Annotated in this window: 25 protein-coding genes; 13 read left to right on the top strand and 12 right to left on the bottom strand. The window is 61.1% G+C overall.

Translation table 11 applies throughout. The features are described from left to right. Window positions 1-10 precede the first annotated feature (10 nt). The 10 genes from C2U40_RS19160 (at window position 11) to C2U40_RS26250 (ending at window position 6,868) form a co-directional block, all read left to right on the top strand. Window positions 11-766, top strand: a complete 756-nt coding sequence (locus tag C2U40_RS19160) for a DsbA family protein (protein WP_103827045.1) — start codon at window positions 11-13, stop codon at window positions 764-766. A gap of 3 nt (window positions 767-769) precedes the next feature. After that, window positions 770-1,297 (top strand): protein disulfide oxidoreductase, encoded by a 528-nt coding sequence (locus tag C2U40_RS19165; protein ID WP_103827046.1) that lies wholly within the window; start codon window positions 770-772, stop codon window positions 1,295-1,297. A 279-nt stretch (window positions 1,298-1,576) separates the two neighbouring features. After that, window positions 1,577-1,861: a cold adaptation protein ActJcold adaptation protein ActJ gene (atcJ, locus tag C2U40_RS19170; RefSeq protein ID WP_005305278.1), complete on the top strand. Its 285-nt coding sequence runs from the start codon at window positions 1,577-1,579 to the stop codon at window positions 1,859-1,861. A gap of 23 nt (window positions 1,862-1,884) precedes the next feature. Next, window positions 1,885-2,427, top strand: coding sequence for a cold adaptation protein AtcA (atcA, locus tag C2U40_RS19175; RefSeq protein WP_103827048.1), 543 nt, complete (start codon window positions 1,885-1,887; stop codon window positions 2,425-2,427). 12 nt (window positions 2,428-2,439) lie between these two features. Beyond that, window positions 2,440-3,207, top strand: coding sequence for a cold adaptation protein AtcB (gene atcB, locus C2U40_RS19180; RefSeq protein ID WP_103827135.1), 768 nt, complete (start codon window positions 2,440-2,442; stop codon window positions 3,205-3,207). Window positions 3,208-3,218: 11 nt separating this feature from the next. Then, complete coding sequence (gene atcC, locus C2U40_RS19185) at window positions 3,219-4,121, top strand: cold adaptation protein AtcC (RefSeq protein ID WP_103827049.1); 903 nt, start codon at window positions 3,219-3,221, stop codon at window positions 4,119-4,121. Between the two features lie 236 nt (window positions 4,122-4,357). Further along, the gene (locus tag C2U40_RS19190) at window positions 4,358-4,663 is read left to right on the top strand and encodes a hypothetical protein (protein WP_181014727.1); all 306 of its coding nucleotides are present in this window, start codon (window positions 4,358-4,360) and stop codon (window positions 4,661-4,663) included. Next, the gene (locus C2U40_RS19195) at window positions 4,660-5,034 is read left to right on the top strand and encodes a hypothetical protein (RefSeq protein ID WP_103827051.1); all 375 of its coding nucleotides are present in this window, start codon (window positions 4,660-4,662) and stop codon (window positions 5,032-5,034) included. Before C2U40_RS19190 ends, C2U40_RS19195 begins: the two co-directional genes overlap by 4 nt. 572 nt (window positions 5,035-5,606) lie before the next feature. Then, complete coding sequence (locus tag C2U40_RS26245) at window positions 5,607-5,795, top strand: hypothetical protein (protein WP_146054340.1); 189 nt, start codon at window positions 5,607-5,609, stop codon at window positions 5,793-5,795. Window positions 5,796-6,040: 245 nt separating this feature from the next. Then, a complete protein-coding gene (locus C2U40_RS26250) occupies window positions 6,041-6,868 on the top strand; it encodes an ATP-binding protein (protein WP_146054341.1) in 828 nt (275 codons plus the stop codon). Between the two features lie 80 nt (window positions 6,869-6,948). Here C2U40_RS26250 and parC read toward each other — a convergent pair whose 3' ends face one another. The 11 genes from parC to nudF form a co-directional block, all read right to left on the bottom strand. Then, a complete protein-coding gene (gene parC / locus C2U40_RS19200) occupies window positions 6,949-9,240 on the bottom strand; it encodes a DNA topoisomerase IV subunit A (protein ID WP_103827052.1) in 2,292 nt (763 codons plus the stop codon). Between the two features lie 83 nt (window positions 9,241-9,323). Further along, a complete protein-coding gene (gene parE / locus C2U40_RS19205; protein ID WP_103827053.1) occupies window positions 9,324-11,219 on the bottom strand; it encodes a DNA topoisomerase IV subunit B in 1,896 nt (631 codons plus the stop codon). 114 nt (window positions 11,220-11,333) lie between these two features. After that, the gene (locus tag C2U40_RS19210) at window positions 11,334-13,343 is read right to left on the bottom strand and encodes an FUSC family protein (protein WP_103827054.1); all 2,010 of its coding nucleotides are present in this window, start codon (window positions 13,341-13,343) and stop codon (window positions 11,334-11,336) included. Window position 13,344: 1 nt separating this feature from the next. Then, on the bottom strand, window positions 13,345-14,211 hold the full coding sequence (locus tag C2U40_RS19215; RefSeq protein ID WP_017409516.1) for an efflux RND transporter periplasmic adaptor subunit: 867 nt from the start codon (window positions 14,209-14,211) through the stop codon (window positions 13,345-13,347). Continuing rightward, entirely contained in the window at window positions 14,204-14,473 is a 270-nt protein-coding gene (locus C2U40_RS19220) for a DUF1656 domain-containing protein (RefSeq protein ID WP_045525566.1), read from the bottom strand. The genes C2U40_RS19215 and C2U40_RS19220 overlap by 8 nt, the downstream gene beginning before the upstream one ends. Window positions 14,474-14,539: 66 nt before the next feature. Next, a complete protein-coding gene (locus tag C2U40_RS19225) occupies window positions 14,540-14,941 on the bottom strand; it encodes a GFA family protein (protein WP_103827055.1) in 402 nt (133 codons plus the stop codon). Window positions 14,942-14,978: 37 nt separating this feature from the next. Continuing rightward, a complete protein-coding gene (locus tag C2U40_RS19230) occupies window positions 14,979-15,602 on the bottom strand; it encodes an NUDIX hydrolase (protein WP_103827056.1) in 624 nt (207 codons plus the stop codon). Between the two features lie 2 nt (window positions 15,603-15,604). Continuing rightward, on the bottom strand, window positions 15,605-16,192 hold the full coding sequence (locus tag C2U40_RS19235) for a YqiA/YcfP family alpha/beta fold hydrolase (protein WP_103827057.1): 588 nt from the start codon (window positions 16,190-16,192) through the stop codon (window positions 15,605-15,607). Between the two features lie 9 nt (window positions 16,193-16,201). Further along, on the bottom strand, window positions 16,202-17,020 hold the full coding sequence (gene cpdA, locus C2U40_RS19240) for a 3',5'-cyclic-AMP phosphodiesterase (protein ID WP_011707475.1): 819 nt from the start codon (window positions 17,018-17,020) through the stop codon (window positions 16,202-16,204). A 26-nt stretch (window positions 17,021-17,046) separates the two neighbouring features. Continuing rightward, a complete protein-coding gene (locus tag C2U40_RS19245; protein ID WP_198426826.1) occupies window positions 17,047-17,448 on the bottom strand; it encodes a DUF1249 domain-containing protein in 402 nt (133 codons plus the stop codon). A 46-nt stretch (window positions 17,449-17,494) separates the two neighbouring features. Then, the gene (gene nudF, locus C2U40_RS19250; protein ID WP_181014712.1) at window positions 17,495-18,136 is read right to left on the bottom strand and encodes an ADP-ribose diphosphatase; all 642 of its coding nucleotides are present in this window, start codon (window positions 18,134-18,136) and stop codon (window positions 17,495-17,497) included. A gap of 304 nt (window positions 18,137-18,440) precedes the next feature. On the opposite strand from nudF, the gene tolC reads away from it, so the two are divergent. Further along, window positions 18,441-19,766, top strand: a complete 1,326-nt coding sequence (tolC, locus tag C2U40_RS19255; RefSeq protein ID WP_024944694.1) for an outer membrane channel protein TolC — start codon at window positions 18,441-18,443, stop codon at window positions 19,764-19,766. A 103-nt stretch (window positions 19,767-19,869) separates the two neighbouring features. Here tolC and hldE read toward each other — a convergent pair whose 3' ends face one another. Beyond that, a complete protein-coding gene (gene hldE / locus C2U40_RS19260) occupies window positions 19,870-21,297 on the bottom strand; it encodes a bifunctional D-glycero-beta-D-manno-heptose-7-phosphate kinase/D-glycero-beta-D-manno-heptose 1-phosphate adenylyltransferase HldE (protein ID WP_043127108.1) in 1,428 nt (475 codons plus the stop codon). Window positions 21,298-21,602: 305 nt separating this feature from the next. Here hldE and lpxL point away from each other — a divergent pair, with 305 nt between their 5' ends. Beyond that, window positions 21,603-22,526 carry an LpxL/LpxP family Kdo(2)-lipid IV(A) lauroyl/palmitoleoyl acyltransferase gene (lpxL, locus tag C2U40_RS19265; protein WP_103827059.1) on the top strand — a complete coding sequence of 308 codons (924 nt, stop codon included), beginning with the start codon at window positions 21,603-21,605 and terminating at the stop codon, window positions 22,524-22,526. 152 nt (window positions 22,527-22,678) lie between these two features. Next, complete coding sequence (locus C2U40_RS19270) at window positions 22,679-23,146, top strand: energy transducer TonB (RefSeq protein ID WP_103827060.1); 468 nt, start codon at window positions 22,679-22,681, stop codon at window positions 23,144-23,146. Window positions 23,147-23,232: the final 86 nt, after the last annotated feature.

The raw sequence follows: 23,232 nt of genomic DNA on the forward strand, positions 1-23,232 counted from the left end.
GGAGAATCCCATGACCCTGCGTACCCTGAAACTGCGCACCCTGACCCTCTGTACCGCCCTGGTTGCCGGCACCCTCTGCGCCCCCTTGCTGCAGGCGGCGCCCTTCACCCCGGAACAGGAGGCACGCATCAAGGAGCTCATTCGCGAGACCCTGGTCGCCAACCCCAAGATCCTCGACGAGGCGGCCGAATCCTGGGAGAAGCAGAACGCCGCCGCCCAGGAGGCCCAGCTCGGCGACTTCATCAAGGGCAATCAGGATGTGCTGTTCAACAGCGCCACCAGCCCGCGCCTCGGCGCCAAGTACCCCAAGCTGACCCTGGTGCTGTTCACCGACTACAACTGCCCCTACTGCAAGCAGTTCGATCCCCAGCTGACCAAGCTGCTCAAGGCCTATCCCGACGATCTGGGGCTGGTGATCAAGCTGCTGCCGTTCAAGGGACAGAGCTCCGCCAAGGCGGCCCAGTACAGCCTGACCTTGTGGCAGCAGGAGCCGGCCCGCTTCCTCGCCCTGCACGACAAGCTGATGAGCAAGCAAGGGATGCTGACCGAGGCGGACATCAACAAGGCGCTGGCGGCCACCGGCAACACGGCCCTCAAGCCCGATGCCAAGGCCACCGAGGAGCTGCGCAATAGCCTTCGCATCGGCACCCTTCTTGGCGTGCAGGGCACCCCGGCAACGCTGATCGGCAACCAGCTGGTACCGGGCGCCGTGCCCTATGACGAGCTGGAGCAGCTGGTGAAGGCCGAGCTGGCCAAGCGGAGCTAATCCATGGCGGAAGATGCAGCTGTAAAGCCACCCCGCTGGCGCCGCTGGGGCAAGGAGGCGCTCTGGCTGCTGCTGATGGCGCTGGTCATCTCTACCCTGCTGGATCTGTGGCGCGGCCCCACCCTGCCGGCAGGGGCCATGGAGGCACCCTTCACCCTGCAGGATGGCACCGTCACCAGCCTGGCCGAGCAGAGCCGCGGCAAGCCGCTGCTGGTCTACTACTGGGCCAGCTGGTGTGGCGTCTGCCGCTTCACCACCCCCACGGTGGAGCAGCTCTGGCAGCAGGGTGAAAACGTGCTGACGGTGGCGCTGCGCTCCGGCAACGACGCTCAGTTGCAGTTAGGCATGAGCAAGAAGGGCTTGAGCTTCCCCACCCATAACGATGAGCAGGGGGCGCTGGCTGCTCGCTGGCAGGTGGGGGTGACACCGACCTTTCTCATCATCAAGGATGGGAAGCTGGTGAGCAGCACCACCGGCTGGAGCTCATGGCTCGGGCTCAAGGCCCGTCTGCTGTGGGCCAGCCTGCGCTGACCCCTGACCTCGACGCCCGGCCAGTCCGGGCGTTTTTTCAACCCCTGTCACACATGGGTCGCCATGGAACTGACAAAATAGTCACAAACGGCCCCAAACCTCCCCTAAGGAGGCCCCGCACGACGCCACCCGCACGCCCATCTGTTCGCTTCCTATCCATGGCGATGGCGGCCTGTTTGCGTTAAAATGTCGGGTTTTTGCCGAGCCTGGTTTGCCAAGAGCCCCGCCACCAGGCCAGCGCAGGGTCAATTCCACGATGCCAGTGAGGCAGGATCCGTCATGAACAACTACTTCCGGGTGTTGGGCGTCAAGTCCAACGCCAGTGAAAACGACATCAAAAAAGCCTATCGACGGCTGTCGAACCAATACCACCCCGACAAGCTGCACGGGGCGAGCGAAGAAGAGAAAGAGCAGGCAGCCCTCAAGCTGCACCAGGTAAAGCAGGCTTATGAAGTGCTGTCCGATCCGAAACAGCGGGCCGCCTTTATCAAGGATTTCAACAACGTCATCGTGACCGATCCCGCTGCTGCCATGCAGGAGATGTGGGACCAGTTCTACCCCTGAGCCACCAGGCAAGAAGAGCGACTATGCAAAATAAATGGGACCAGGCACGGCTCAAGGCCCTGCAAAGCGATGCCAGTGAAAACATCGAATCCTACCGGGATCAGGACGACCCCAAGGGGCTCGAGCAGTTCACCGACCAGATGAAGGCCCTGCTGCTGGCCGACATGAGCATGCTGGAGTTCATGCCCGAATACCTGCCGCTCGCCCTCTATGGCCGGGTGCAGTTCCCGGCCAAGGCCAAGTCGCAGTGGAACAAGTGGCTCGCCAGCGGCGAGCAGCCGAGCTGGGACGAGTTCAAGGTGAGCGTCGGCTTCAACAACGCCGTCCTGCCACTGGTCAAGGCGGTGCGGGCCCAGAGCGAAGATCAGCTGATGGAAGCCTGCGCCGTGCTGTTCCTGCTCGACAACCCGCTGCCGCGCGGCAGCCACCGTGCCGATGACGACTATGAGCTGCGCGACGAAGAAGAGGAAGACGGGGAAGATGCCGACGCCGACTACCATGGCGGCAGTGACCGCTATGGTGATGACGACGGCGATCAGGATATGTACGACGAAGTCCGTTTCTAATTGGGGCAAGGCATGAGCAACAGTCTGATAGAAATTACCGCCATCGAGATCAAAGAGCTGGCCGTTATCGAGCCGAAGCAGGCCAGCGAGAAGTTCGAGCTGATCGCCAAGACCATGTCTGACAACCAGCTGGCAGAAGTGATTGAAAACATTGATATCGTTACCCTGACCCAGATCAACGGCCAGCACGACATCTCCTTCCCTTCCATCATCTCCGAGCTGATGACCCCGGAGCGGATCCGCGACATCGTTTGCCAGCAGCCGCTCTACTGGGAAGAGGCGATCAAGAACAACGCCGACGAGCTGCAACAGCACACCTTCGACTTCCTCAACTACCTGATCCGCACCCAGGATAGCGAAGCCAAGCAGCGCGAGATTCTCGAGTGCGTGGCCGAGGATCCGGCCGGTCTCTTCTACCTCGCCATCCCCTTTATCGAGTTCTATCGTGGCGATCGCTATGAAGAGGACGAAGGCTATCGCGACGTGCTGCACGCCGAAGAGGAAGATCTCGAAGAGTCCCTGCGCTACAGCGAGCGCCAGCAGAGCGAGGATGTCCACGACTATGCGCTGGACGACCCGCGCAGCCTCTTGATGCTCATTCGCGAGCTGGCCCCCGAGGTGGAGAAAGCCATCAAGGCGCTGCTGCGCAACGAGCACTCCACCTGGGACGGCATCATCAACAAGTTTGCCGCCGAGCTGGTGATGCAGGCCAAAGAGAAGAACAAGGTCGAGGAAGACGAGTACGGCGACGTCGACGACATGTTCAGCTTTCTGGATTAAGGAGCCCATTCATGCAGTTAGTCATTCGCGATGCCAACCAGGGCCCCTTTCTGACCCAGGTGCTGCGCTTTGGCCGCGACAATGAACGTTTGACCGAACAACAGCTGGCCGCCATCAAGGGCAAAGCGGTGCTGATGAGCCTCAAATTCGCCGACAAGTACTACAACAAGTACAAGATGCACCTGCTGGAGCAGGCCGCCCACGACGTCATCGGCGTAGTAAGCCTCGGCCTGCAGGAGCTCTCGGCGCGGGATCCGGCCAAGGCGCTGGCGCTGCTGCAGGCGCCGGAAGGCCCCATCAAGCCGTTCCAGAAGGGCTGGTCAATGCTCATCACCGTCAGCCCCAAGCAGGCTGGCAACAGCCTCTACGGTGACGTGGATGCCCGCCTGCTGGACAAGATCTCGAGCCCGCCCGATGTGGAGGAGTGGCAAGGGTGGCAGGAGTACGAGAAGGCGCTGACCGAGCACAACAAGAGCCGCCTGATGGCGCTCATCGACCAGCACTTCTTCGCCTGCGAGAGCGACCACCCCACCATGGAGGACAAGCTGGCCGAAGCGCTGCTCTACCGCATCCTCTGTGGCAAGGGCAGTGGTGCCGCCCCGCTCAAGGTGAAGCAGGATCTCAAGCGCAAACTGGCACGGGAGATTGAGCTCGACGAGACCTGGTACGATACCGACTATCTCGCAGCCCAGCTCACCCTGATGCTGAATGCGCTGCCCGCCGACATGGCCGCCGCCCTGCGCCAGGAGCTGAGCCCGGGCTTTGTGCCCAACCTGCTCCATACCCTCGGCTTTGTGCGCCAGTACCAGCTGCAGCAAAAAGAGAACGCTTCGCCAGAGAAGCTCGACAACATGGAGATGCGCGCCGGCCTCAAGCACCCGCTGCTCGGCTGGCCCCTCTATCACGACTTCTAAGGGGCCATGCACCCTTGCAGGACGGCACTTGCCTCTCCTCCCACAACGCCCGGCTTGCCGGGCGTTGTGCTATCCGCCATCCCGCTGACAGCAGAAACACTTGTCATGGCCGCCGCCCTTGGCAGAAAACTACCCCGTAAGCGTCATTGGCCCCATTTTTGGCAGGGATATAATGACTCCCCCATACCAGAGCCGGGGAACGAGCCGTGAACAGAAAGCCGGACCGCATTACCGCGATGCAGCAGATCATCGACGCCGTGAAGGCGGAATTTCCGCTCTACCAACCGGATACCTTCAAGTGCGGGCCAGACAACACCTGCATCGGCTGTCCCAAGAAGCTGATGGAGCTGGTGGATACGGATCTCTGCTACTGGCAATATCAGATCGATCGCGGCATCCCGCCCTCCTTCGATGAGATCCAGCGCTTCGGCAAGATGTGCAAGAACATCCGCCGGGCGTTGGTGCGCAATGGCCGCCTGAGCGCCCCGTCGCAGCCAAAAGAGAAACTCCCGCCGGCAACCCCCGAGAGGAACAGTTCATGACCCAGGAAAGGATACAGACCCGCTACACCCTGAATGGCCCCTTTGCCAGCCACACCGAGCTGGCGCAGGCCATCGCCCGGGCGATAGAGGCCCACAAGCAAGATTTCTTCCCCCTGCTGGAGCGGCTGGTGGATGTGGGTGACAGTCGGGTCAAGCTCAGTCAGAAAGAGCCGCTGCGGGTAATGGGGGTGGAACTCGACGGGGCTCACACCGGTGGCACTGCCCGCCTCAGCTACGAATCCAACTTCGCCGAGAGCTGCCGGCTTATCGATGAATATGACCAGCACCAGACCAGCGTGGCCTTTCTCCTCGACGGGGATCAGCTGATATTCGATCTTGAGCTGCCCATACAGTGGAATTTCGACAACTGATTTGCGGCGGTGCCAATCCCTTTGCTGGTTGCTCCCTACGGCACCTCCCCTCACCCTGACCCTCTCCCACGGGGAGAGGGGACTGTATCGCGCCACCATGGTGCCCTCGCCGTCTTTATCCAAGCCGCACATCTCTAAGCCCCCTAATGCCACCGTCATCCGATATAGCTACGAGCAGAGCTCCCTTCTCCCCTTGCGGGAGAAGGGTCGGGGATGAGGGGGGAACAAACCATCCCAACCGAAGCCATCGACAAGCAGCAGAGCGTTGAATCAAGCAGGGCACGTAGGGTCGATTAGCGAAGCGTAATCGGCCGCGCCGCAATCTCGCTGGCTATGGACATAGAGAAGAAATCATCTGGAACACTAACAGAATTGCGGCAACCTGTTTTCGCGAACGTCTGATTACGCTTCGCTAAGCAGACTTATGAACCTGATATCATCACAGCCTATTCCATGAACTAAAAAAGAAAGATCCTTAGATTGTTTCCTGAGTAGTTATTCTGATAACCTAACCAAGGGTAATCGGTTTTTATACAGACCATCTGGCCATAATTTATATAAAAAGGGTAGACATGAAAGCTACTGAAGTATTCACTCCAGGGAAGTTTCCACAATGGACATTTGTTAGTGATCACCTCGAAGAGAAGGGGCAGCAACTACAAGATGTTTTAGAAAGCGGCTCTATGCTAATATCTATTTCCGGACCATCTAAATCTGGAAAAACTGTATTTGTTGAGCAAGTTTTAGGGGGAAGTCTTTAATTCAGGTTACTGGTGCTGGAGTAAGAAAATCAGATGACATCTGGATCAGAGTTTTTGATATAATTGGAACTCCACTGTCAAGTTCAAAAACGACAGGTACATCATCCTCTAGTACTATAGGGGGAAAGGTTGCAGGAGAGGCGGGAATACCTTTATTAGCGAAAGGTACTGGAGAGGTTTCAGTAGGCACCATAAGGAACTCCCACTCCTCTGAGTCAGAATCTTACTCCACTGACTACTTACAGTTGTTGATAAGCGAAGTTGGAAATACAGATTTTATTATTTTTATTGATGATTTCCATTACATACCAAGAGATGTTCAAGGCGAAATCGCCAAGCAGATCAAAGAAGCGATGAGGAAAGGATGTAAATTTATATGCGCATCAGTACCTTATCATTATGACGATGTGATAAGAAGCAATCCTGACCTAAGAGGACGGATTTTTTCAATCGACTTTGATTACTGGGGTGAGGATGTATTAAAGAAGATTGCCTATAAAGGCTTTGAAAAACTTAATATATCTGAAAGTACAACCATGGTAGAACGACTAGCCTCTGAGGCTGCTGGCTCACCACAGTTAATGCAATATCTCTGCTTGAACTCGTGTTTTGAGTTAAACGTAAGAGAAACATCTGTTCAACCATTTACATTTCATGATGACCAAAGCATTTTAGAAAAAATATGTAAAAGAACAGTACTCTCAACAAATTACAGCTCCGTTACAGATAAAATGTTGGAGGGTCCAAAAACTAGAGGATCAGATAGAAAAGTATATATCTCAAAGGAGGGGTGGCAAGGTGATGTTTATAAGTTCATCGTGAAAGCACTTTCGCTATCCCCGCCTCAACTGACATTTAGATATCAAGATCTTTTAGATAGAATAAGTTCTTTATGTATAGGAAATTGCCCCAGTGGTTCTAGCATAACAGGGGCATGTTTACACTCCAGTAATATCGTAAACGGTGCAGCTGGGGATAACATTGTTGAATGGGATGAGGACAATGATGTCTTCGATATTCGAGACCCTTACTTTCTATTTTATCTACGTTGGACAGCTATTGTCAGCGACTAACATCGTTGTGCACTCTGAACTGTCGGTAATAACACCAAATTAAAATAGGTAAAAGGGCGCTTTCGCGCCCTTCTTGTTAATTACCCTTCCTGACTTTCCCCAACTGCCGGCTCACCAGCGGCGGCTTCAATCTCGATACGATCCACCCGCTGCAAGCCGCGAGGCAACTTGGCGCCGCGGCGGCCGCGCTCGCCGCGGTAGTAGTCAAGATCAGAGGGCTTGAGGGTGAGCTTGCGCTTGCCGGCAAACAGGGTGACCGACTGCCCCTGCGGAATGACGGCGGCCATCACCACAAACTCCTCTCGTGCCTTCACGCGCGCCGAGGGGATGCTGATGAGCTTGTTGCCCTTGCCCTTGCCGAGCACCGGCAATGTACTCAGCGGGAACAACAGCATGCGGCCCTCGTTGGAGATGGCCATGCAGAGATCGGTCTCCGGCGCGCCTATCTTCTGGGGTGCCATCACCAGGCCCCCTTCCGGCACGGTCAGCAGCGCCTTGCCGTTCTTGTTCTTGCCAATCAGGTCGTCATATTTGCAGACGAAGCCGTAACCGGCGTCGGAACAGATCAGATACGGCTCGCCCTCGTTGCCCATCACCAGATGGCGTACCTCTTCGCCAGCCCCCAGCGCGAAGCGACCGGTGAGCGGCTCGCCCTGACTGCGGGCGGAGGGCAGGGTGTGGGCCTCCAGCGAGTAGGTTCTCCCCAGGGTGGAGAGGAACACCGCCTGCTGATTGCTGCGGCCATGGGCGTGGGCCAGATAGCCGTCCCCCGCCTTGTAGGAGAGGCCCTCCACATCCACGTCGTGGCCCTTGGCGGCACGCACCCAGCCCTTGTCAGAGAGGATCACGGTGACCGGCTCGCTCGGGGTGAGCTCCTTCTCGGTCAGGGCCACGGCGGTGGCACGTTCCACCAGCGGGGTGCGGCGATCGTCACCGTACTTCTCGGCATCTGCCAGGATCTCTTTCTTCAGCAGGGTGCTGAGACGGCGCTCGGAACCCAGGATCAGTTCCAGCTTGTCGCGCTCTTCGGCCAGTTCGTTCTGTTCGGCGCGCAGCTTGAACTCTTCGAGCTTGGCCAGGTGGCGCAGTTTGAGCTCGAGGATCGCCTCGGCCTGGGTCTCGCTGATGTTGAAGCGCTCCATCATCACCCGGCCCGGCTCTTCCTCGGTGCGGATGATCTCGATCACCTCGTCGATGTTGAGGTAGGCAATGAGCAAGCCTTCGAGGATGTGCAGGCGGGCCAGCACCTTGTCGAGACGATATTGCAGGCGGCGGCGCACCGTCTCGCGGCGGAAACTCAGCCACTCGGTGAGGATGGTCTTGAGGTCTTTCACCTGGGGCCGGTTGTCCAGACCCAGGATGTTGAGGTTGACCCGGTAGTTCTTCTCCAAGTCCGTGGTGGCGAACAGGTGGGCCATCAGCCCCTCCACGTCCACCCGGTTGGAGCGCGGCACGATCACCAGACGGGTCGGGTTCTCGTGGTCCGATTCATCGCGCAGATCGGTGACCATGGGCAGCTTTTTCGCCACCATCTGGGCGGCAATCTGCTCCATGATCTTGGCGCCGGAGGCCTGATGGGGCAGCGCCGTGATGACGATGTCGCCATCTTCTTCGTTCCACACCGCCCGCTGCTTGATGGAGCCCTTGCCGGTCTCGTAGATTTTACGGATGTCGTCGCGGGGCGTGATGATCTCGGCGTTGGTCGGGTAGTCCGGCCCCTGCACATGGGCCATCAGGGCATCCAGGCCGGCATTGGGGTTGTCCAGGAGCTCCACACAGGCGTGGGCCACTTCCCGCGCGTTGTGGGGCGGGATATCGGTCGCCATGCCTACCGCGATACCGGTCACCCCGTTGAGCAGGATGTGCGGCAGGCGGGCGGGCAACACCACGGGCTCCTTCATGGTGCCGTCGAAGTTCGGCGTCCACTCCACCGTGCCTTGCCCCAGCTCGGAGAGCAGCAGCTCAGAGAAGCGCGACAGGCGCGCCTCGGTATAACGCATGGCGGCGAAGGATTTGGGATCGTCCGGCGCACCCCAGTTGCCCTGACCGTCCACCAGCGGGTAGCGGTAGGAGAAGGGCTGGGCCATCAGCACCATGGCTTCATAACAGGCGCTGTCGCCATGGGGGTGGTACTTACCCAGCACGTCACCCACGGTACGGGCGGACTTCTTGTGCTTGGAGAGGGCCGACAGGCCCAGCTCGCTCATGGCGTAGATGATGCGCCGCTGCACCGGTTTGAGGCCGTCGCCGATATGCGGCAGGGCCCGATCCATGATGACGTACATGGAGTAGTTCAAGTAAGCCTGTTCGGTAAAGGTGCGCATTGGCTGGCGCTCTACCCCGTCCAGACTGAGCTCGATAGCATCACTCATGTGATTATCTCTTTCGGTTCGGGAGCCGCCACAAGGCGGCTCCGGCTAAATGCTTGCCGGCCCCGACAGAGCCGGCCGACGGCTTAGATGATGGCGAGGTTGCCCTTCTCTTCCAGCCACTCGCGGCGATCGCTCGCCCGCTTCTTGGCCAGCAGCATGTCCATCAGCTGCAGGGTCTCATCCCCTTCAGCCTCTGGCCCCATGGTGAGCTGTACCAGACGGCGGGTGTTGGGATCCATGGTGGTTTCCCGCAGCTGTTTCGGGTTCATCTCACCCAGGCCCTTGAATCGGGTCACCATTACCTTGCCCTTCTTCTTCTCGGCCTCGACCCGCTGCAGCACGCCGTTCTTCTCGTCTTCGTCGAGGGCGTAGTAGACCTCCTTGCCGATGTCGATCCGGTAGAGGGGCGGCATGGCCACATAGACGTAGCCCTGATTGACCAGCGCGCGGAAGTGTTTCACGAACAGGGCGCAGAGCAGGGTGGCGATGTGCAGACCGTCCGAGTCCGCATCCGCCAGGATGCACACCTTGCCATAGCGCAGGCCAGAAAGATCGTCGGAGTCCGGGTCGAGCCCGATAGCCACCGAGATATCGTGCACTTCTTGCGAGGCGAGCACCTGACCAGCCTCCACCTCCCAGGTGTTCAGGATCTTGCCGCGCAGCGGCATGATGGCCTGAAACTCGCGATCCCGCGCCTGCTTGGCACTGCCACCCGCGGAGTCACCCTCCACCAGGAACAGCTCCCCCTGCATGGGGTCGGCGCAGCCGCAGTCGGTGAGCTTGCCGGGCAGCGCCGGGCCCTGGGTTATCTTCTTGCGCACCACCGTCTTGGCGGCGCGCATCCGGCGCTGGGCGCTGGAGATGCAGAGCTCGGCCAGCTGTTCGGCCAACTCGGTGTTGCTGTTCAGATAGAGGCTGAAGGCATCCTTCACCACGCCAGAGACGAACGCCGAGCTCTGACGGGAGGAGAGTCGCTCCTTGGTCTGACCGGCAAACTGCGGATCCTGCATCTTGATGGAGAGGATGTAGGCGCAGCGATCCCAGATATCTTCCGGAGTCAGCTTGACCCCGCGCGGCAGCAGGTTGCGGAACTCGCAGAACTCGCGCATGGCGTCGAGCAGGCCCTGGCGCAGACCGTTGACGTGGGTACCGCCCTGGGCGGTGGGGATCAGGTTCACATAGGATTCGGCGAGGCATTCACCCCCTTCCGGCAGCCAGCAGAGGGCCCAGTCCACCGCCGACTGCTCGGTGCTGAAGGCGCCGACGAAGGGCTGCTCCGGCAGGCAGGTGAACTGCTTGACCGCGTCGACCAAGTAATCCTTGAGGCCGTCTTCATAGCACCACTCCAGCTTGATGCCGGTGTTCTTGTCGAGGAACTTGATGGTCAGACCCGGGCAGAGCACCGCCTTGGCCTTGAGCAGGTGCTCCAGCTTGGAGACCGAGAAACGGGGCGAATCGAAGTAGTGGGCTTCCGGCCAGAAGCGTACCCGGGTGCCGGTGTTGCGGCGCCCGCAGGTGCCGGTGATGGTCAGCTCCTGCACCTTTTCGCCCTTCTCGAAGGCGATGTCGTAGACCTGGCCGTCACGGCGCACCGTCACCTCGACCCGCTCGGAGAGGGCGTTCACCACCGAGATACCCACCCCGTGCAGACCGCCGGAGAACTGGTAGTTCTTGTTGGAGAACTTGCCGCCCGCGTGCAGCTTGCAGAGGATCAGCTCCACCCCGCACACCCCTTCTTCCGGGTGGATGTCGACCGGCATGCCGCGACCGTCGTCGATCACCTCGAGGGACTGATCTTCATACAGGGTCACCTCCAGGGTACGGGCGTGACCCGCCAGCGCCTCGTCGACGCTGTTGTCGATGACCTCCTGGCCGAGGTGATTGGGCCGGGTGGTGTCGGTATACATGCCGGGGCGGCGACGCACCGGTTCAAGGCCATTGAGGACCTCAATGGCATCCGCATTGTATTGAGTAGACATGGAGGGCCTTGCGAATTGACGTTTGGGGAGAATCTTACTCGTTGGGAGGGTATTGGACAAACCCGGCGGCGGCAAAGCTTGATCCGGACGGGGTAAGTCGCCCCGCCGGCCCGTTCAGCGCGCCTCGGCCGCCACCGGCAGCGCCTGTTGCAACTGGGAGAGCGAGCTGTGCAGCCGCCACACCATGCCGGCCAGCTCCCGCGCCGTCGGCTCCCTGTGGTTGGCCAGGGCCGCGCTGATCCGCTGCAGCTCGGCCAGGGTGCGATCCAGGGAGGCATGCTGTACCCCCTGCTCGGTGAGGATCCCCTGCAGAGAGCGGATGCAGTTGTCGCGCACCAGATAGAGGGGTTGATCCTCGCCGCGCCACTGGCGCAGCTGCCAGACGATGTGGCTGCAGTTGAGCAGCACCACGCCCCAGCGCAGCACCCAGAGACGGGCGGTCTGATCCTGGCTCTGGCTGAGCTGGCTGATGCAGTGATAGATGAGCGATTCGAACTGGCTCTCGCTCTGGCGTGGGGCCGGCTCCAGCTGATCCATGAAGTGGCGGCGCAGGGAGCGGATGAGGCGGCGGCTCTTGCGCCGATCCGAGCTCGGTCGCAGCAGCTGGAACGCCAGTCCGGCGCTCATCACCCCCAGCGCCTGCCCCAGGCTGCCGTTGATGTACTGCAGGTAGTCGTAGCTCGGCGGATTGGTGATGGCGAGAAAGGAGCCAAGCAGCACGATGAGCTGGCCCCACAGCACCGCCTGCCTGGGCTGTTGCTGCTTGAACAGCTGCATGGTGATGAGCACGGGGAACAGCAGGGCGCAGAAGAGCCAGAAGTCGTCGAGGCGGATCATCAGGCCGAACTTGACCGCGAAGCAGATGAGGCTGAGCAGCAGGATCGCCTTGAGCATGGTGTTGGCCCCCTTGGCGGGCGCCGGGGTGGCCGAGTAGAGCACGCAGCAGATGGAGAGCAGGGTCAGCGCCGAGCTGCCCGCATCCCACTGGCTGTGGATCCAGAAGGCGCAGCCCAGCAGCACGCAGAGGAAGGTGCGCCCGCCGTTGTAGGCCGCCTCCAGCGTGTCGGTGTGGCTGGTGAGCGAAGAGTGGCGCGGCGGTGCCGGCCACTCCTGGTCGTCGTAGCGGGCCAACCGATCCAGCCAGCGCTGACACTCCAGATAGCTCCAGCAGAAGTGGCGCAGCCGTCGCCAGAAGGTGTGCAGCCGGTAGTCGCTGGCCGCCGTCGGCACCAAGGGGGCCAGCAGCCGGGCGATGCGGTACTTGTCGCAGCCGGGCTGGCCCAGCTCGGCCAGCAGACACTCCAGCAACGCCTGCAGCCCCTCCGGTTGCGTCGGCCAGTTGTGCAGCATGCGGCGCTGGCTGGAGATGAGGCTGATGAGCCGCAGCTGGCGGTGCAGCAGGAAGTTGAGCAGCCGGTTGTGGCGGCGCAGCCTGTGATGGCTCCAGACCGCCTGGATACGCAGCACGTTCATGGTGAGGATCTGGCCGATCAACCCCTCGTGGGCGGTGCGCACCTCCGGGCTCGCCTCCCCCAGCCAGAGCAGCTGGGCATGCTCCAGCAGGCGGGCCTGGGTCTTGTGCAGCGACTGCAGCAGGGTCTCCCCATCGGAGGTGCTGGGCAGGATCATCATCAACAGGCCACCGCAGAGAATGCCGATGATCACCTCGCTCACCCGCGCCTGTGCGATGTCGAAGATGTGCTGCGGGTCGGTCACGTTGACGCAGGAGAAGGCGATGATGGCGGCGGTGTAGCCCGCCAGCGCAAAGGCGTAGGAGACGTTGTTCTGATGGTGGTTGGAGATATAGGTACACAGCGCCAGCCAGAGCGCGATGAGGAAGCTGAACAGCCAGGGATCGCTGATGCCAAGGCCGGTGATCACCACTGCCGCCATGGCACCGATGAGGCTGCCCACTACCCGCCCCAGACTCTTGCTGATCACCCCGCCCACGGTGGGAAAGCTCACCACGGCCGCTGACGTCATCGCCCAGTAGGGGGAGTCCAGCTCCAGCACGAAGGCCAGCCAGAGCGACAGGCACATTGCCAGGCTGTTGCGCAGGGCGTAGCGCCACTGGCCGCCATTGGCCTTGCCCCAGGGGGTCTGGCGCCAGAGCGAGGCGGCCACCTTACTCCCCTATGGTGATGGTGCAGGTAGTGCCTGCGATCAGGGTCAGCTCGGGTGGCACCTCCAGCAGCTTGATCCGCACCGGCACCCGCTGGGCCAGCCGCACCCAGGGCACGTTGGGTTTGACGTCCAGCAGCAGATTGTCGGCCCCCTCCACGCTCTGATCGTGGATGGCGCGCCCTATGCTCTCCACTTCGCCGCGCAGCCGCTGCTCCCCGCTGTAGAGCACCACCTCGGCCGGTTTGCCCGGCGCTATGTGCCTGAGCTTGGTCTCCTCGAAGTAGCCCTGCACGTAGAAGGAGTGGATGTCCACCAGTGCCACCAGCGGCACGCCGGCGCTGGCATAGTTGCCGACCCGGGTCTGCAGGTTGGTGATGTAGCCGTCGCTCGCGGCATGCACCCGGGTCTTGGCCAGCGACCATCTGGCCTGCTCCAGATTGGCCTGGGCCACCTGGTAGGCCGCCTTCATCGCCTGGGCATTGAGGCGGGCCTCGTCCACCGCCTCGGCGGAGATGACGCTGCGCGACAGGCCGCTGCGCCGGTTCGCCTCGTGCTCCGCCTTGTCGAGATCCGATTTGGCCTTGGCCAGCGCCGCCTGGGCGTTGTCCAGCGCGATCCGGTAGGGCTCGGGATCCAGGGTAAAGATCTCCTCCCCCGCCTTCACCAGCTGGTTGTCCTTCACCGCTATCTTGATGATCTTGCCCGACACCTCGGGGGTGATGCTGACCAGCTCGGCCCGCACCTTGCCATCCCGGGTCCAGGGCCCCTGCATGTAGTAGTTCCACAGCCACCAGCCCGCCGCCAGCGCCAGCGCGCAGACCAGCAGGGTTGAGAAGTATTTGAGGGTCGCGAGGGGTGATTTAGCCATGTAGCAATATCCATAGGGCGCCGCTGACGGCGAGGATAAACAGGGAGAGATCCATCAACAGGGGATGCCAGACATCCCCGCCGTAGAGCCAGTCGCGCAGCAGGTGGTGCACGGGCAGCCAGCCCAGCAGGCCGAGCAGAACCGCCTTGAACAGGGGCGGAAAGTAGAGAGAGGCGCCCAGGATCAGATCCGGCAGTGCTGAAGTTGTCACAAGCGGGCTCCCTGTTGGCAAGCGAGATAATGCGGACTCACAACCCGCCATGCGGCGGGTCTGGCAAGACTATCACAGCCCCGCAGGGCGCTACAGGAGCAGATGAGACCCCGCCGGTCAGACCAGCCGATCCGCCGGATGGTTGATGCCATCGAGCAGCGGCACCTCCCCCAGCTCGAATGGATTGACGCCTTCGAGGCAGGCGAGGTTGTAACCATACTGGGTCGGATTGGAGCGGCGCTGGTGATGGGTATAGATGCCGCAGATGCTGCAGAAGTAGTGTTTGGCGGTGTGGGTATTGAACTGGTAACAGCTAAGCACATCCTCCCCCTGCAGGATGCGGATGCCGGACAGCGGCACCGAGGCGACGATGGCGCCCCGGCGTCGGCAGAGCGAGCAGTCGCAGCGGCGCGGATCCACCACGCCATCCGGCAGGGTCAGCTCCAGCACCACGGCGCCGCAGTGACAACTGGCTTTGTGTCGCTCCTGAATGGGGGTATTGCCGATGCGCTTGATCATGCTGCCTCCTTGCAGACGGGTTCAGGTTCCGAGCCAATCAATCAAACAGGGTATCCTGCCGCCCCTGCAGCAAGTGCTCATGGAGAGTTCGCAGCTGGGACTCCAGTACCCGATGGCGGGAGAGCGGGGGCAAATCGTCGATGGGAAAGAACCCCGCCCCTTTGGTTTCATCGGTTTCGGTGAGCAGCTGGCCGCCGGTCACCTCACACAGGAAGAACGCCTTGTGAGCGTGGGGCAGCTGGGGTGGATGAGGGTGCTTGAGCTTGTCGAACAGCGCCAGCAGTTGCACGGCCCGACACGCCAGACCGGTCTCCTCCACCACTTCGCGCACCACGGCCTCCGCCGGCGAATCGCCGATGTCGCACCAGCCCCCCGGCAAAGTCCAGCAGCCGTCGCTGCGCTCCTGCACCAGCAGGATATGGCCTGCATCGTTCTGAATGAAGGCCCGCACATCGAGCTTGGGGGTGGGATAACCGCGATCGAGGGCGATCCAGTCGCTGATGGCTTCAGGTGCCAGCTCGCTCTGGCTGGCGATGAGCGCCGCCGTGGCCGCTCGCAGCGCCTCGAAACGGCCGATGTCGAAGGGATCTTTGGAGTAGGTGAGGCCCGCTTGCGCCGTGGCCAGCACCTGTTCCAGAAAGGTGGCCAACGGCGGCTGCATGGCTAGAGTCCGAGGAAACGGACGATCTGGGCGGGGTAGCGTTCGAACGCCACGAAGGCGTGGTCGCCGCCGCACTCCAGCGAGAGCCGGGCAAAGCGGTATTCGTCCAGCGCCTTGCGGTAGTCGAGCACCTCGTCCTCCTGCTGTTGCAGTACCCAGAGTCGCTCGGGGGCCCTCACCGGTACCGCCAGCGCCCGCAGCTCATCCATGTGTTCAGGCAGCAGTTGATACTGCTCCCCCGTGTAGGGGTTGGTCTGGGGGCCGAGGTAGTCGCAGAGCAGCTCGTGCGGGCGCACCGCCGGGTTGATCAGGGCGGCGTGGCAGCCGTATCGCTCGCTGACCCGGGTCGCCATAAAGCCGCCGAGGGAGCTGCCCACGGCGCCAAGCTTGAATTCGTTGCCATAACGGCTCTGCAGATCGGCAATGGTCTGCTCGATGGCCACCCAGGCCGCCGCCGGGGTGTTGGGCTGGGCCGGGATCACCACCTCGATATCGGGTCTGTGCTCGGCCACCCAGGCAGCCATCTGCTGCGCCTTGGCGGAGCCAGGCGAGGAGTTGAAACCGTGCAGGTAGAGAAGTACGGGCTTCATCGCGACTCCTCAATAACCGGTGGCATTGGGGTCGGGCACGAACTGCCCCACCGGCAGACGCCACACCTGGCTGGCGATGCGGCCATCCGGGTAGAGGGTGAGGTAGCGCCAGCCCGGGCCGGACTCGTCCAGCGCAAAGCCATCAGAGAGCGGTTTGAACTGGATGCAGGTGGAGGGGCTGGCGATCAGCCGCACCCCGCGGTGCACCTCGTCAAACTCCTGGTGGACGTGGCCGAACAGAATGGTCTTCTGCTGCGGGTGGCGAGCCAGCACGGCAAACAGGTCGTCGGCATTCTTGAGATTGTGCTGATCGAGCCAGGCACAGCCCACCGGCACCGCCTGATGGTGCAGAGCTATCAGGGCATGACGCTCGGGATGCTGGCGCAGCGCCTGATCCAGCGCCGCCAGCTGGTGATCCCCCAGCACTCCGTGGGGTTTGCCGCGCACCTGGGTGTCCAGCAGGATCACCTGCCAGTGCTCGCCTACCAGCTGCTTGGCCTCGCTGATGCCGGCCGCGTGCAGGTATTCGGTCATCAGGGGGCCGTCGTCGTGGTTGCCGGGCAGCCAGTAGATGGGGCGCGCCAGCGGCGCCATCATGGAGGCGAAGCGCTGGTAGGACTCCGGACTGTGATCCTGGGAGAGATCCCCGGTGGCGAGGATCAGATCGAACGGATGGTCATTGGCCTGCACCCGTTCCAGCACGGCAGCCAGGCTCTCGGCTGTGCGCACGGCCAATAGCCGCCCCTCGGCACTCGCGAAGAGGTGGGTGTCGGTAATTTGCAACAGGCGCACACTGCCGTCCTGCGCCTGGGGTAGCTCTGTTTCCAAAATCACGCTTCTTTTTATGAGTTCAACTAGAGGATGTTTATCAGGCTGGTACCATGTCTGAGACAAAATTTTAGCCAATCGGCCAGAAACAGGTTTACCTGCTCCTTTTCATCCCGCTGGTGCATATTTTTATTGGGATAATCATAACGTGGTTGCAACCTTGAAATCTGTTGCGCCGCACACACTTCCGCCATCCGCACGTCATGATACAAACGGATCTCTATCCGGGCCTGCAAATAACTCGGCAATTCCGGGTTGTGCTGGGCCAGGATCACCTGGCTGGTGAAGCGACTCTCCTCGCTCACCGTGAGCTGAAACTGCAGGCCGTTGCCCACCTGATAGCGGCGTTCGGCGCCGACACTGCCGCCCGGGGGCAGCAGCTTCATCAGGGTCATGTAGTTGACCTCGCAGGTACGCTGCAAGGACATCAAATCAGGCACATAGCGCTTGGCCTGGGTATGAACGAGCGCCACCTTAGCGCTCCGCCAGCCAGCGGGTACGCAGCTCGCCGTGATTGAGAGCCAGCCACTGCAGGGCGATGACGGAGGCGGCGTTGTCGATGCGCCCCTCTTTGAGCCAGGCATAGGCCTGCTCGCGGCTCACCACGTGAACCCGGATATCTTCCCCCTCTTCCGCCAGACCGTGGATCCCCTCGGCCTTGCTGGCATCCACCTCGCCCACGTAGACCTCGATACGCTCGGTGCTGCCGCCCGGGCTCACCAGATAGCTGATAGCGTGCTCGCAGCGGCCGACCTCGATGCCCGCCTCTTCCACCGTTTCGCGCCGCACCACCTCTTCAGCGACCTCGCCCGGGTCTATGATGCCGGCCACCAGCTCCAGCAGCCAGGGGGTGGCGCTGGTCTCGATGGCACCGATGCGAAACTGCTCCACCAGCACGATCTGGTCGCGCACCGGGTCGTAAGGCAACAGGGCGGCGGCATGGCCGCGCTCGAACAGCTCGCGGACGATGGGCTCATTCCAGCCCCCCGCAAATAACCTGTGCTGCAGACGATAGACGTTAACTTTGAAGAATCCGTTATATCCTGCTGATTTATCGATAATTTTTACGTCATCGGCAGAGTAGTGACGGGTTTGGGGCAAGGCTTGCTGCGACATACGAGACTCCCGCCAGCTTGACTTGGCTCGGTTAGGCCATAAAATCCGGGAACATGAATGAACATTCATTCACTCGCTCCCGTCGGAGATGAGGGACGGATTTTAGCAGCCACAGGACATTTGGCTAGGCACGTGGGGGAGAAAACTCACCCTCGTTCTTGACGTTCCTGTCGCTGGAAAAGAGACAGTTATCATAAAATTTTGCTTATAGTAGAGTGATTAAGCTGCAATCAAGCTTGGTCGGTGACAATATTTGCCCTCTCCAGCAACCAGTTTGGGTTACTACATAAGGTTAAATCGATCTATGAAAAGAACACTTTTGTCCGTCATGGTGTTGCTGGGCGTCAGTGCCGGTGCCCATGCCGAAAACCTGCTCGACATCTACCAGCAAGCCCAGATCAAAGACCCGCAGTTGCTGCAGTCCAAAGCCGTTCGCGATCAGGCCTTCGAGAAGATCAACGAAACCCGTGCCCCTCTGCTGCCCCAGATCGATCTGGGTGCCGGACTCAATTATCTGAAAAACAAGAACGATACCCAGAGCAATAACAACGCCAAAGGTGAAGTGACGCTGTCGCAGTCCCTCTATCGTCGCAGTAACTGGGTCAATCTGGATATCAGCGAGAAGCAGGCCACCCAGTCTGATGTCGCCTACAACCTCGAGATCCAGAGCCTGATGCTGCGTACTGCCCAGGCCTATTTCAACGTGCTCAAGGCGATGGACACCCTGGAGTTCGTGCGCGCCAACAAGGTTGCGGTAGAGCGTCAGCTGGAACAGACCCAGCAGCGTTTCGAAGTGGGCCTGACCGCCATCACCGACGTGCACGAAGCCGAGGCCTCTCGTGACCAGGCGCTGGCGGACGAGATCAACGCCGAGAACTCGCTGGACAACAGCTACGAGACCCTGCGCGAGCTGACCGGTATCGACCACCGTCAGCTGGACGTGCTCAACACCGATCGCTTCAGCCCGCAGAAGACCGCCTTCGGCTCCGACAAGTGGCTGGAGCTGGCGCTGGACAAGAACCTGCAACTGCACAGTGCCCGCATCGGCAAGGACATCGCCAAGGAGCAGATTGACCTGGCCAAGACCGGCCATGAGCCGACTCTGGATCTGGGTGCCGGGCTGCAAACCAGCAATACCGATTACAAGCTTGATAGCATGCCGGGCGGCAATGACAATCAGGCCAATATCGGCTTGACCTTCAAGCTGCCGCTCTACAGCGGTGGCGCCACTAGCTCCAAAGTGAAGCAGGCTCAGTACAACTACGTGGCAGCCAGCGAACTGCTGGAGAAGAACTTCCGCTCGGTGCAGAGCACGGTGCGTTCCTCCTACAACAACGTGAACGCCAGCATCGGCTCGGTACGCGCCTACAGCCAGTCCGTCATCTCCGCCGACAGCGCCCTGAAGGCGACCGAAGCGGGCTACGAAGTGGGTACCCGTACCATCGTCGACGTGCTGGACTCCACCCGCAAGCTGTACGAGGCCAAGCAGAAGCTCTCCGAAGCCCGTTACAACTACATCCTCAATATCCTGAGCCTGAAACAGGCTGCCGGGGTGCTGGAAGCGCAGGATCTGGTGGAAGTAAACCAGGGTCTGATGCCTGCCACTGCAAAAGCCAAGACCAAAGTCTGATAGTCGTTATCGGCAATGAAAAAGGCGACCATCAGGTCGCCTTTTTGTTATCCGGGTGTCGTCGCTTGCTGGCGATGGCCCCGGATAAACGGAGCCAGCAGTATTAGCCGCGTTCGCGGATGGTCTTGATGATGTCGCTGGTGGAGCAGCCATCCTCGAAGTTAAGGACCCGCACCTCGCCGCCGTTGGCGGTCACCTCGGCGTAGCCGGCAATCTCTTCCGGCTGGTAGTCGCCGCCCTTGACCAGCAGATCCGGCAGCACCTCGGCGATCAGCCGCTGCGGGGTATCCTCGGCGAAGGGCACCACCCAGTCCACGGCACCCAGCGCGGCCAGCACGGCCATCCGGCGCTCGGTCGGATTGACCGGACGACCCGGCCCCTTGAGGCGACGCACCGACTCGTCGGTGTTGACCGCGACGATCAGGCGATCCCCCAGCTTGCCGGCATTGGCCAGGTAGGAGACGTGACCGGCGTGCAGGATGTCGAAGCAGCCGTTGGTCATCACCACCTTCTCGCCACGCAGACGGGCGGCCTGCACGGCAATCTTGAGCTGGGCTTCTGACATGACGCCAAAGCCGGTCTCCTGCTCGGTGTAGAGGGCGTTGGCCAGCTCGACCGGGCTGACGGTGGAGGTCCCCAGCTTGCCGACCACGATACCAGCGGCGGTGTTGGCCAGGGCACAGGCTTCGTCCAGGCTCTTGCCGGCGGCCAGCGAGGTGGCCAGGGTGGAGATGACGGTATCACCGGCACCGGTCACGTCATACACCTCGTGGGCCTGGGCCGGCAGATGCAGCTCGGGTTGGCCTTCGCGGATCAGGGTCATGCCGTTCTCGGAACGGGTGACCAGCAGGGCCTCCAGCTCGAAGCGCTTGACCAGCTCCAGCCCCTTGGCAACCAGCTCCTCTTCGCTCTTCACCTTGCCCACCACGGCCTCGAACTCGGACATGTTGGGGGTCAGCAGGGTAGCGCCGCGGTACTTCTCGAAATCGGTCCCCTTGGGATCGACCAGCACCGGGATGCCGGCGGCGCGGGCGCGCTGGATCATGCCGGGCACGTCGTTGAGGGCGCCCTTGCCGTAGTCGGAGAGGATCATCACGTCGCTGTGCGGCAGCGCCTGCTCGACCTTGCCCATCAGCAGGGTGGAGTCCACATCGTGGAAGGCCTCTTCAAAGTCCAGACGCAGCAGTTGCTGGTTGCGCGACAGTACGCGCAGCTTGGTGATGGTCGGGTAGTCGGCCAGACGAACGAAGTCACAGGCGACCTTGACGCCGGCCATCTGGCCAGCCAGGGCATCGGCGGCCTCATCCTGACCAGTCAGACCCAGCAGCACGGCGTGGGCGCCCAGCGCGGCGGAGTTGAGCGCCACGTTGGCGGCGCCACCCGGGCGCTCCTCAATGTGTTCGACCTTGACCACAGGCACCGGTGCCTCGGGCGAGATCCGGCCGGTGGGGCCATGCCAATAACGGTCCAACATGACATCGCCAACGACCAGAACGCGGGCTTTTTCAAACTCGGGCAGGGTGATCTTCATCTGTATCGACTCTCAAAACCTGAAAAATCAGTCGCCGATTTTATCACACTCTTTTATTTGAGGGAGAAAAAGCAAACCTGCGGTTTCCATTTAAAGAAACCGGTAGTGACGGTTCCCGTCACGCCAGTGAACCACCATCAGCCCCTCTGACCAGCACATAGCCATTCGCCCCCGACCCCGCTTTTCGGCTAGAATCCCCGCTTGCGAATAAAACGATCCGTTCAGGATCCCCACGTGCCTTTATCGCCTCCCCTTATTCGACCGGGCTTGCCCGGTGCATGGCGATTGCGAACAAGAGACTTTTCATGGCCCACGACAATGCTCCCCGCCTCGAACCCCGCCTGTTTCATCCCCGCTACTGGGCCAGCTGGTTCGGCCTCAGCCTGCTCTGGCTGCTGGTGCTGTTGCCCTGGCGCAGCCAGATGTGGCTGGGACGCCAGCTCGGCAGTCTGGCCCGCAAGCTGCTGAAATCCCGTGTCAGGATTGCCCGCCGCAATCTGGAGCTGGCGATGCCCGAGCTGACCAAGGATGAGCGCGAGAAACTGCTCAAGCAGAATTTCGAGAGCGTGGGCTGCGCTATCTTCGAAGTCGGCATGGCCTGGTTCTGGCCGGATTGGCGGATGCGCAACCTGATGAAGGTGGAAGGGGAAGAGCACGTCATCACCGCCATGGAGAAGGGTCAGGGCATGCTGCTGCTCTCCTGCCATTTCCTCACGCTGGAGCTCAACGCCCGCTGCTTCGGCCTGGTACGGCCCGGGGTCGGCGTCTACCGTCCCAACACCAACCCGGTGCTGGAGTATGCCCAGTACCACGGTCGCTGCGCCTCCAACAAATACCTGGTGGACCGGATGGACGTGAAGGGGATGATCAAGGCGCTGCGCAACGGCGATGCGCTCTGGTATGCGCCGGATCATGACTACGGCAACCATGCCAGCGTGTTCGTGCCCTACTTCGCGGTGGAGCAGGCCGCCACCATCACCGGCACCGCCACCCTGGCGCGGGTGAAAAATACCGTCACCCTGCCCTGCTACAACATTCGCACCAGCGAGGGTTACACCCTGCATATCGGGGCGCCGCTCGCCGACTATCCGAGCGGTGACGACCTGGTCGATGCGACCCGTGCCAACCGCGAGATAGAAGCCGCCGTGCGCAAGGCGCCGGAGCAGTACATGTGGCTGCACCGCCGCTTCAAGACCAGACCCAACCCGGACGATGCGGGCTATTACTGAGTCGGAAAAAACCGAAAAAGCCGCCGAAAGGCGGTTTTTTCTGGCCTGTCGCCGGTAAAGGGTTTTCATTCGTGGCTGAATATTTTATTAATGGCCCTGCCGAGCGGCGGGCCCCGGCCCGCCAGCAATACCAATAACGAAGGGAAGCGAACATGAAAGCCACTCTTTTGCTGGGCGCCCTGTGCGCATTGACCGGCTGCAGCCAGCAGACCCACAGCGTCCATCTGACCTCCCTCCCCTTAAGCGATCTCAAGGAAGTGAGCGCCCAGTGGAGCCCGCTCACCCGGATGGAGTCCCGCTACCCCAAAGAGGCCATCCTGGCCGGGCAGACCGGTTGCAGCTCGCTCGAGTACGTGATCAACCCGGCGGGACGGGCCGAACAGATCCGGGTGCTGGACAGCAGCGACCCGCAGTTCAGTGACGCCGCCATCGCCGTGTTGCAGCTGTGGCAATGGCAGGCCACCCCCACCAACTCGCAGCACATTCCGGTAAAATCCCGTACCCGCTTCGAATTTTGCATCGAGCACAACGGCCAGCCCTGCGACACCAGCGAACTGGAACTGCGCTGCCAGGGAGAAGACGTGGTGCGCAGCACCGGGCTGATCTACACCCAGGTCTGAATCAGCCGCGCAGGCCTACAATGCCAGCCCCGCTGGCCCTATCGACAGCGAAAGAAAAAGGTGAGCCATGCTCACCTTTTTGCATT

Origin of the sequence: Aeromonas sp. ASNIH4 (genome assembly GCF_002934425.1) — a bacterium.
Lineage (GTDB): Bacteria > Pseudomonadota > Gammaproteobacteria > Enterobacterales > Aeromonadaceae > Aeromonas > Aeromonas hydrophila.

Bases quoted from the DNA above. Each gene is read 5' to 3' on its own strand.
- C2U40_RS19160 (WP_103827045.1), top strand. From the start codon at position 11: ATGACCCTGCGTACCCTGAAACTGCGCACCCTGACCCTCTGTACCGCC.
- C2U40_RS19165 (WP_103827046.1), top strand. From the start codon at position 770: ATGGCGGAAGATGCAGCTGTAAAGCCACCCCGCTGGCGCCGCTGGGGC.
- atcJ (WP_005305278.1), top strand. From the start codon at position 1,577: ATGAACAACTACTTCCGGGTGTTGGGCGTCAAGTCCAACGCCAGTGAA.
- atcA (WP_103827048.1), top strand. From the start codon at position 1,885: ATGCAAAATAAATGGGACCAGGCACGGCTCAAGGCCCTGCAAAGCGAT.
- atcB (WP_103827135.1), top strand. From the start codon at position 2,440: ATGAGCAACAGTCTGATAGAAATTACCGCCATCGAGATCAAAGAGCTG.
- atcC (WP_103827049.1), top strand. From the start codon at position 3,219: ATGCAGTTAGTCATTCGCGATGCCAACCAGGGCCCCTTTCTGACCCAG.
- C2U40_RS19190 (WP_181014727.1), top strand. From the start codon at position 4,358: ATGCAGCAGATCATCGACGCCGTGAAGGCGGAATTTCCGCTCTACCAA.
- C2U40_RS19195 (WP_103827051.1), top strand. From the start codon at position 4,660: ATGACCCAGGAAAGGATACAGACCCGCTACACCCTGAATGGCCCCTTT.
- C2U40_RS26245 (WP_146054340.1), top strand. From the start codon at position 5,607: ATGAAAGCTACTGAAGTATTCACTCCAGGGAAGTTTCCACAATGGACA.
- parC (WP_103827052.1), bottom strand. From the start codon at position 9,240: ATGAGTGATGCTATCGAGCTCAGTCTGGACGGGGTAGAGCGCCAGCCA.
- parE (WP_103827053.1), bottom strand. From the start codon at position 11,219: ATGTCTACTCAATACAATGCGGATGCCATTGAGGTCCTCAATGGCCTT.
- C2U40_RS19215 (WP_017409516.1), bottom strand. From the start codon at position 14,211: ATGGCTAAATCACCCCTCGCGACCCTCAAATACTTCTCAACCCTGCTG.
- C2U40_RS19220 (WP_045525566.1), bottom strand. From the start codon at position 14,473: ATGGCGGGTTGTGAGTCCGCATTATCTCGCTTGCCAACAGGGAGCCCG.
- C2U40_RS19225 (WP_103827055.1), bottom strand. From the start codon at position 14,941: ATGATCAAGCGCATCGGCAATACCCCCATTCAGGAGCGACACAAAGCC.
- C2U40_RS19230 (WP_103827056.1), bottom strand. From the start codon at position 15,602: ATGCAGCCGCCGTTGGCCACCTTTCTGGAACAGGTGCTGGCCACGGCG.
- C2U40_RS19235 (WP_103827057.1), bottom strand. From the start codon at position 16,192: ATGAAGCCCGTACTTCTCTACCTGCACGGTTTCAACTCCTCGCCTGGC.
- C2U40_RS19245 (WP_198426826.1), bottom strand. From the start codon at position 17,448: ATGTCCTTGCAGCGTACCTGCGAGGTCAACTACATGACCCTGATGAAG.
- nudF (WP_181014712.1), bottom strand. From the start codon at position 18,136: ATGTCGCAGCAAGCCTTGCCCCAAACCCGTCACTACTCTGCCGATGAC.
- tolC (WP_024944694.1), top strand. From the start codon at position 18,441: ATGAAAAGAACACTTTTGTCCGTCATGGTGTTGCTGGGCGTCAGTGCC.
- hldE (WP_043127108.1), bottom strand. From the start codon at position 21,297: ATGAAGATCACCCTGCCCGAGTTTGAAAAAGCCCGCGTTCTGGTCGTT.
- lpxL (WP_103827059.1), top strand. From the start codon at position 21,603: ATGGCCCACGACAATGCTCCCCGCCTCGAACCCCGCCTGTTTCATCCC.
- C2U40_RS19270 (WP_103827060.1), top strand. From the start codon at position 22,679: ATGAAAGCCACTCTTTTGCTGGGCGCCCTGTGCGCATTGACCGGCTGC.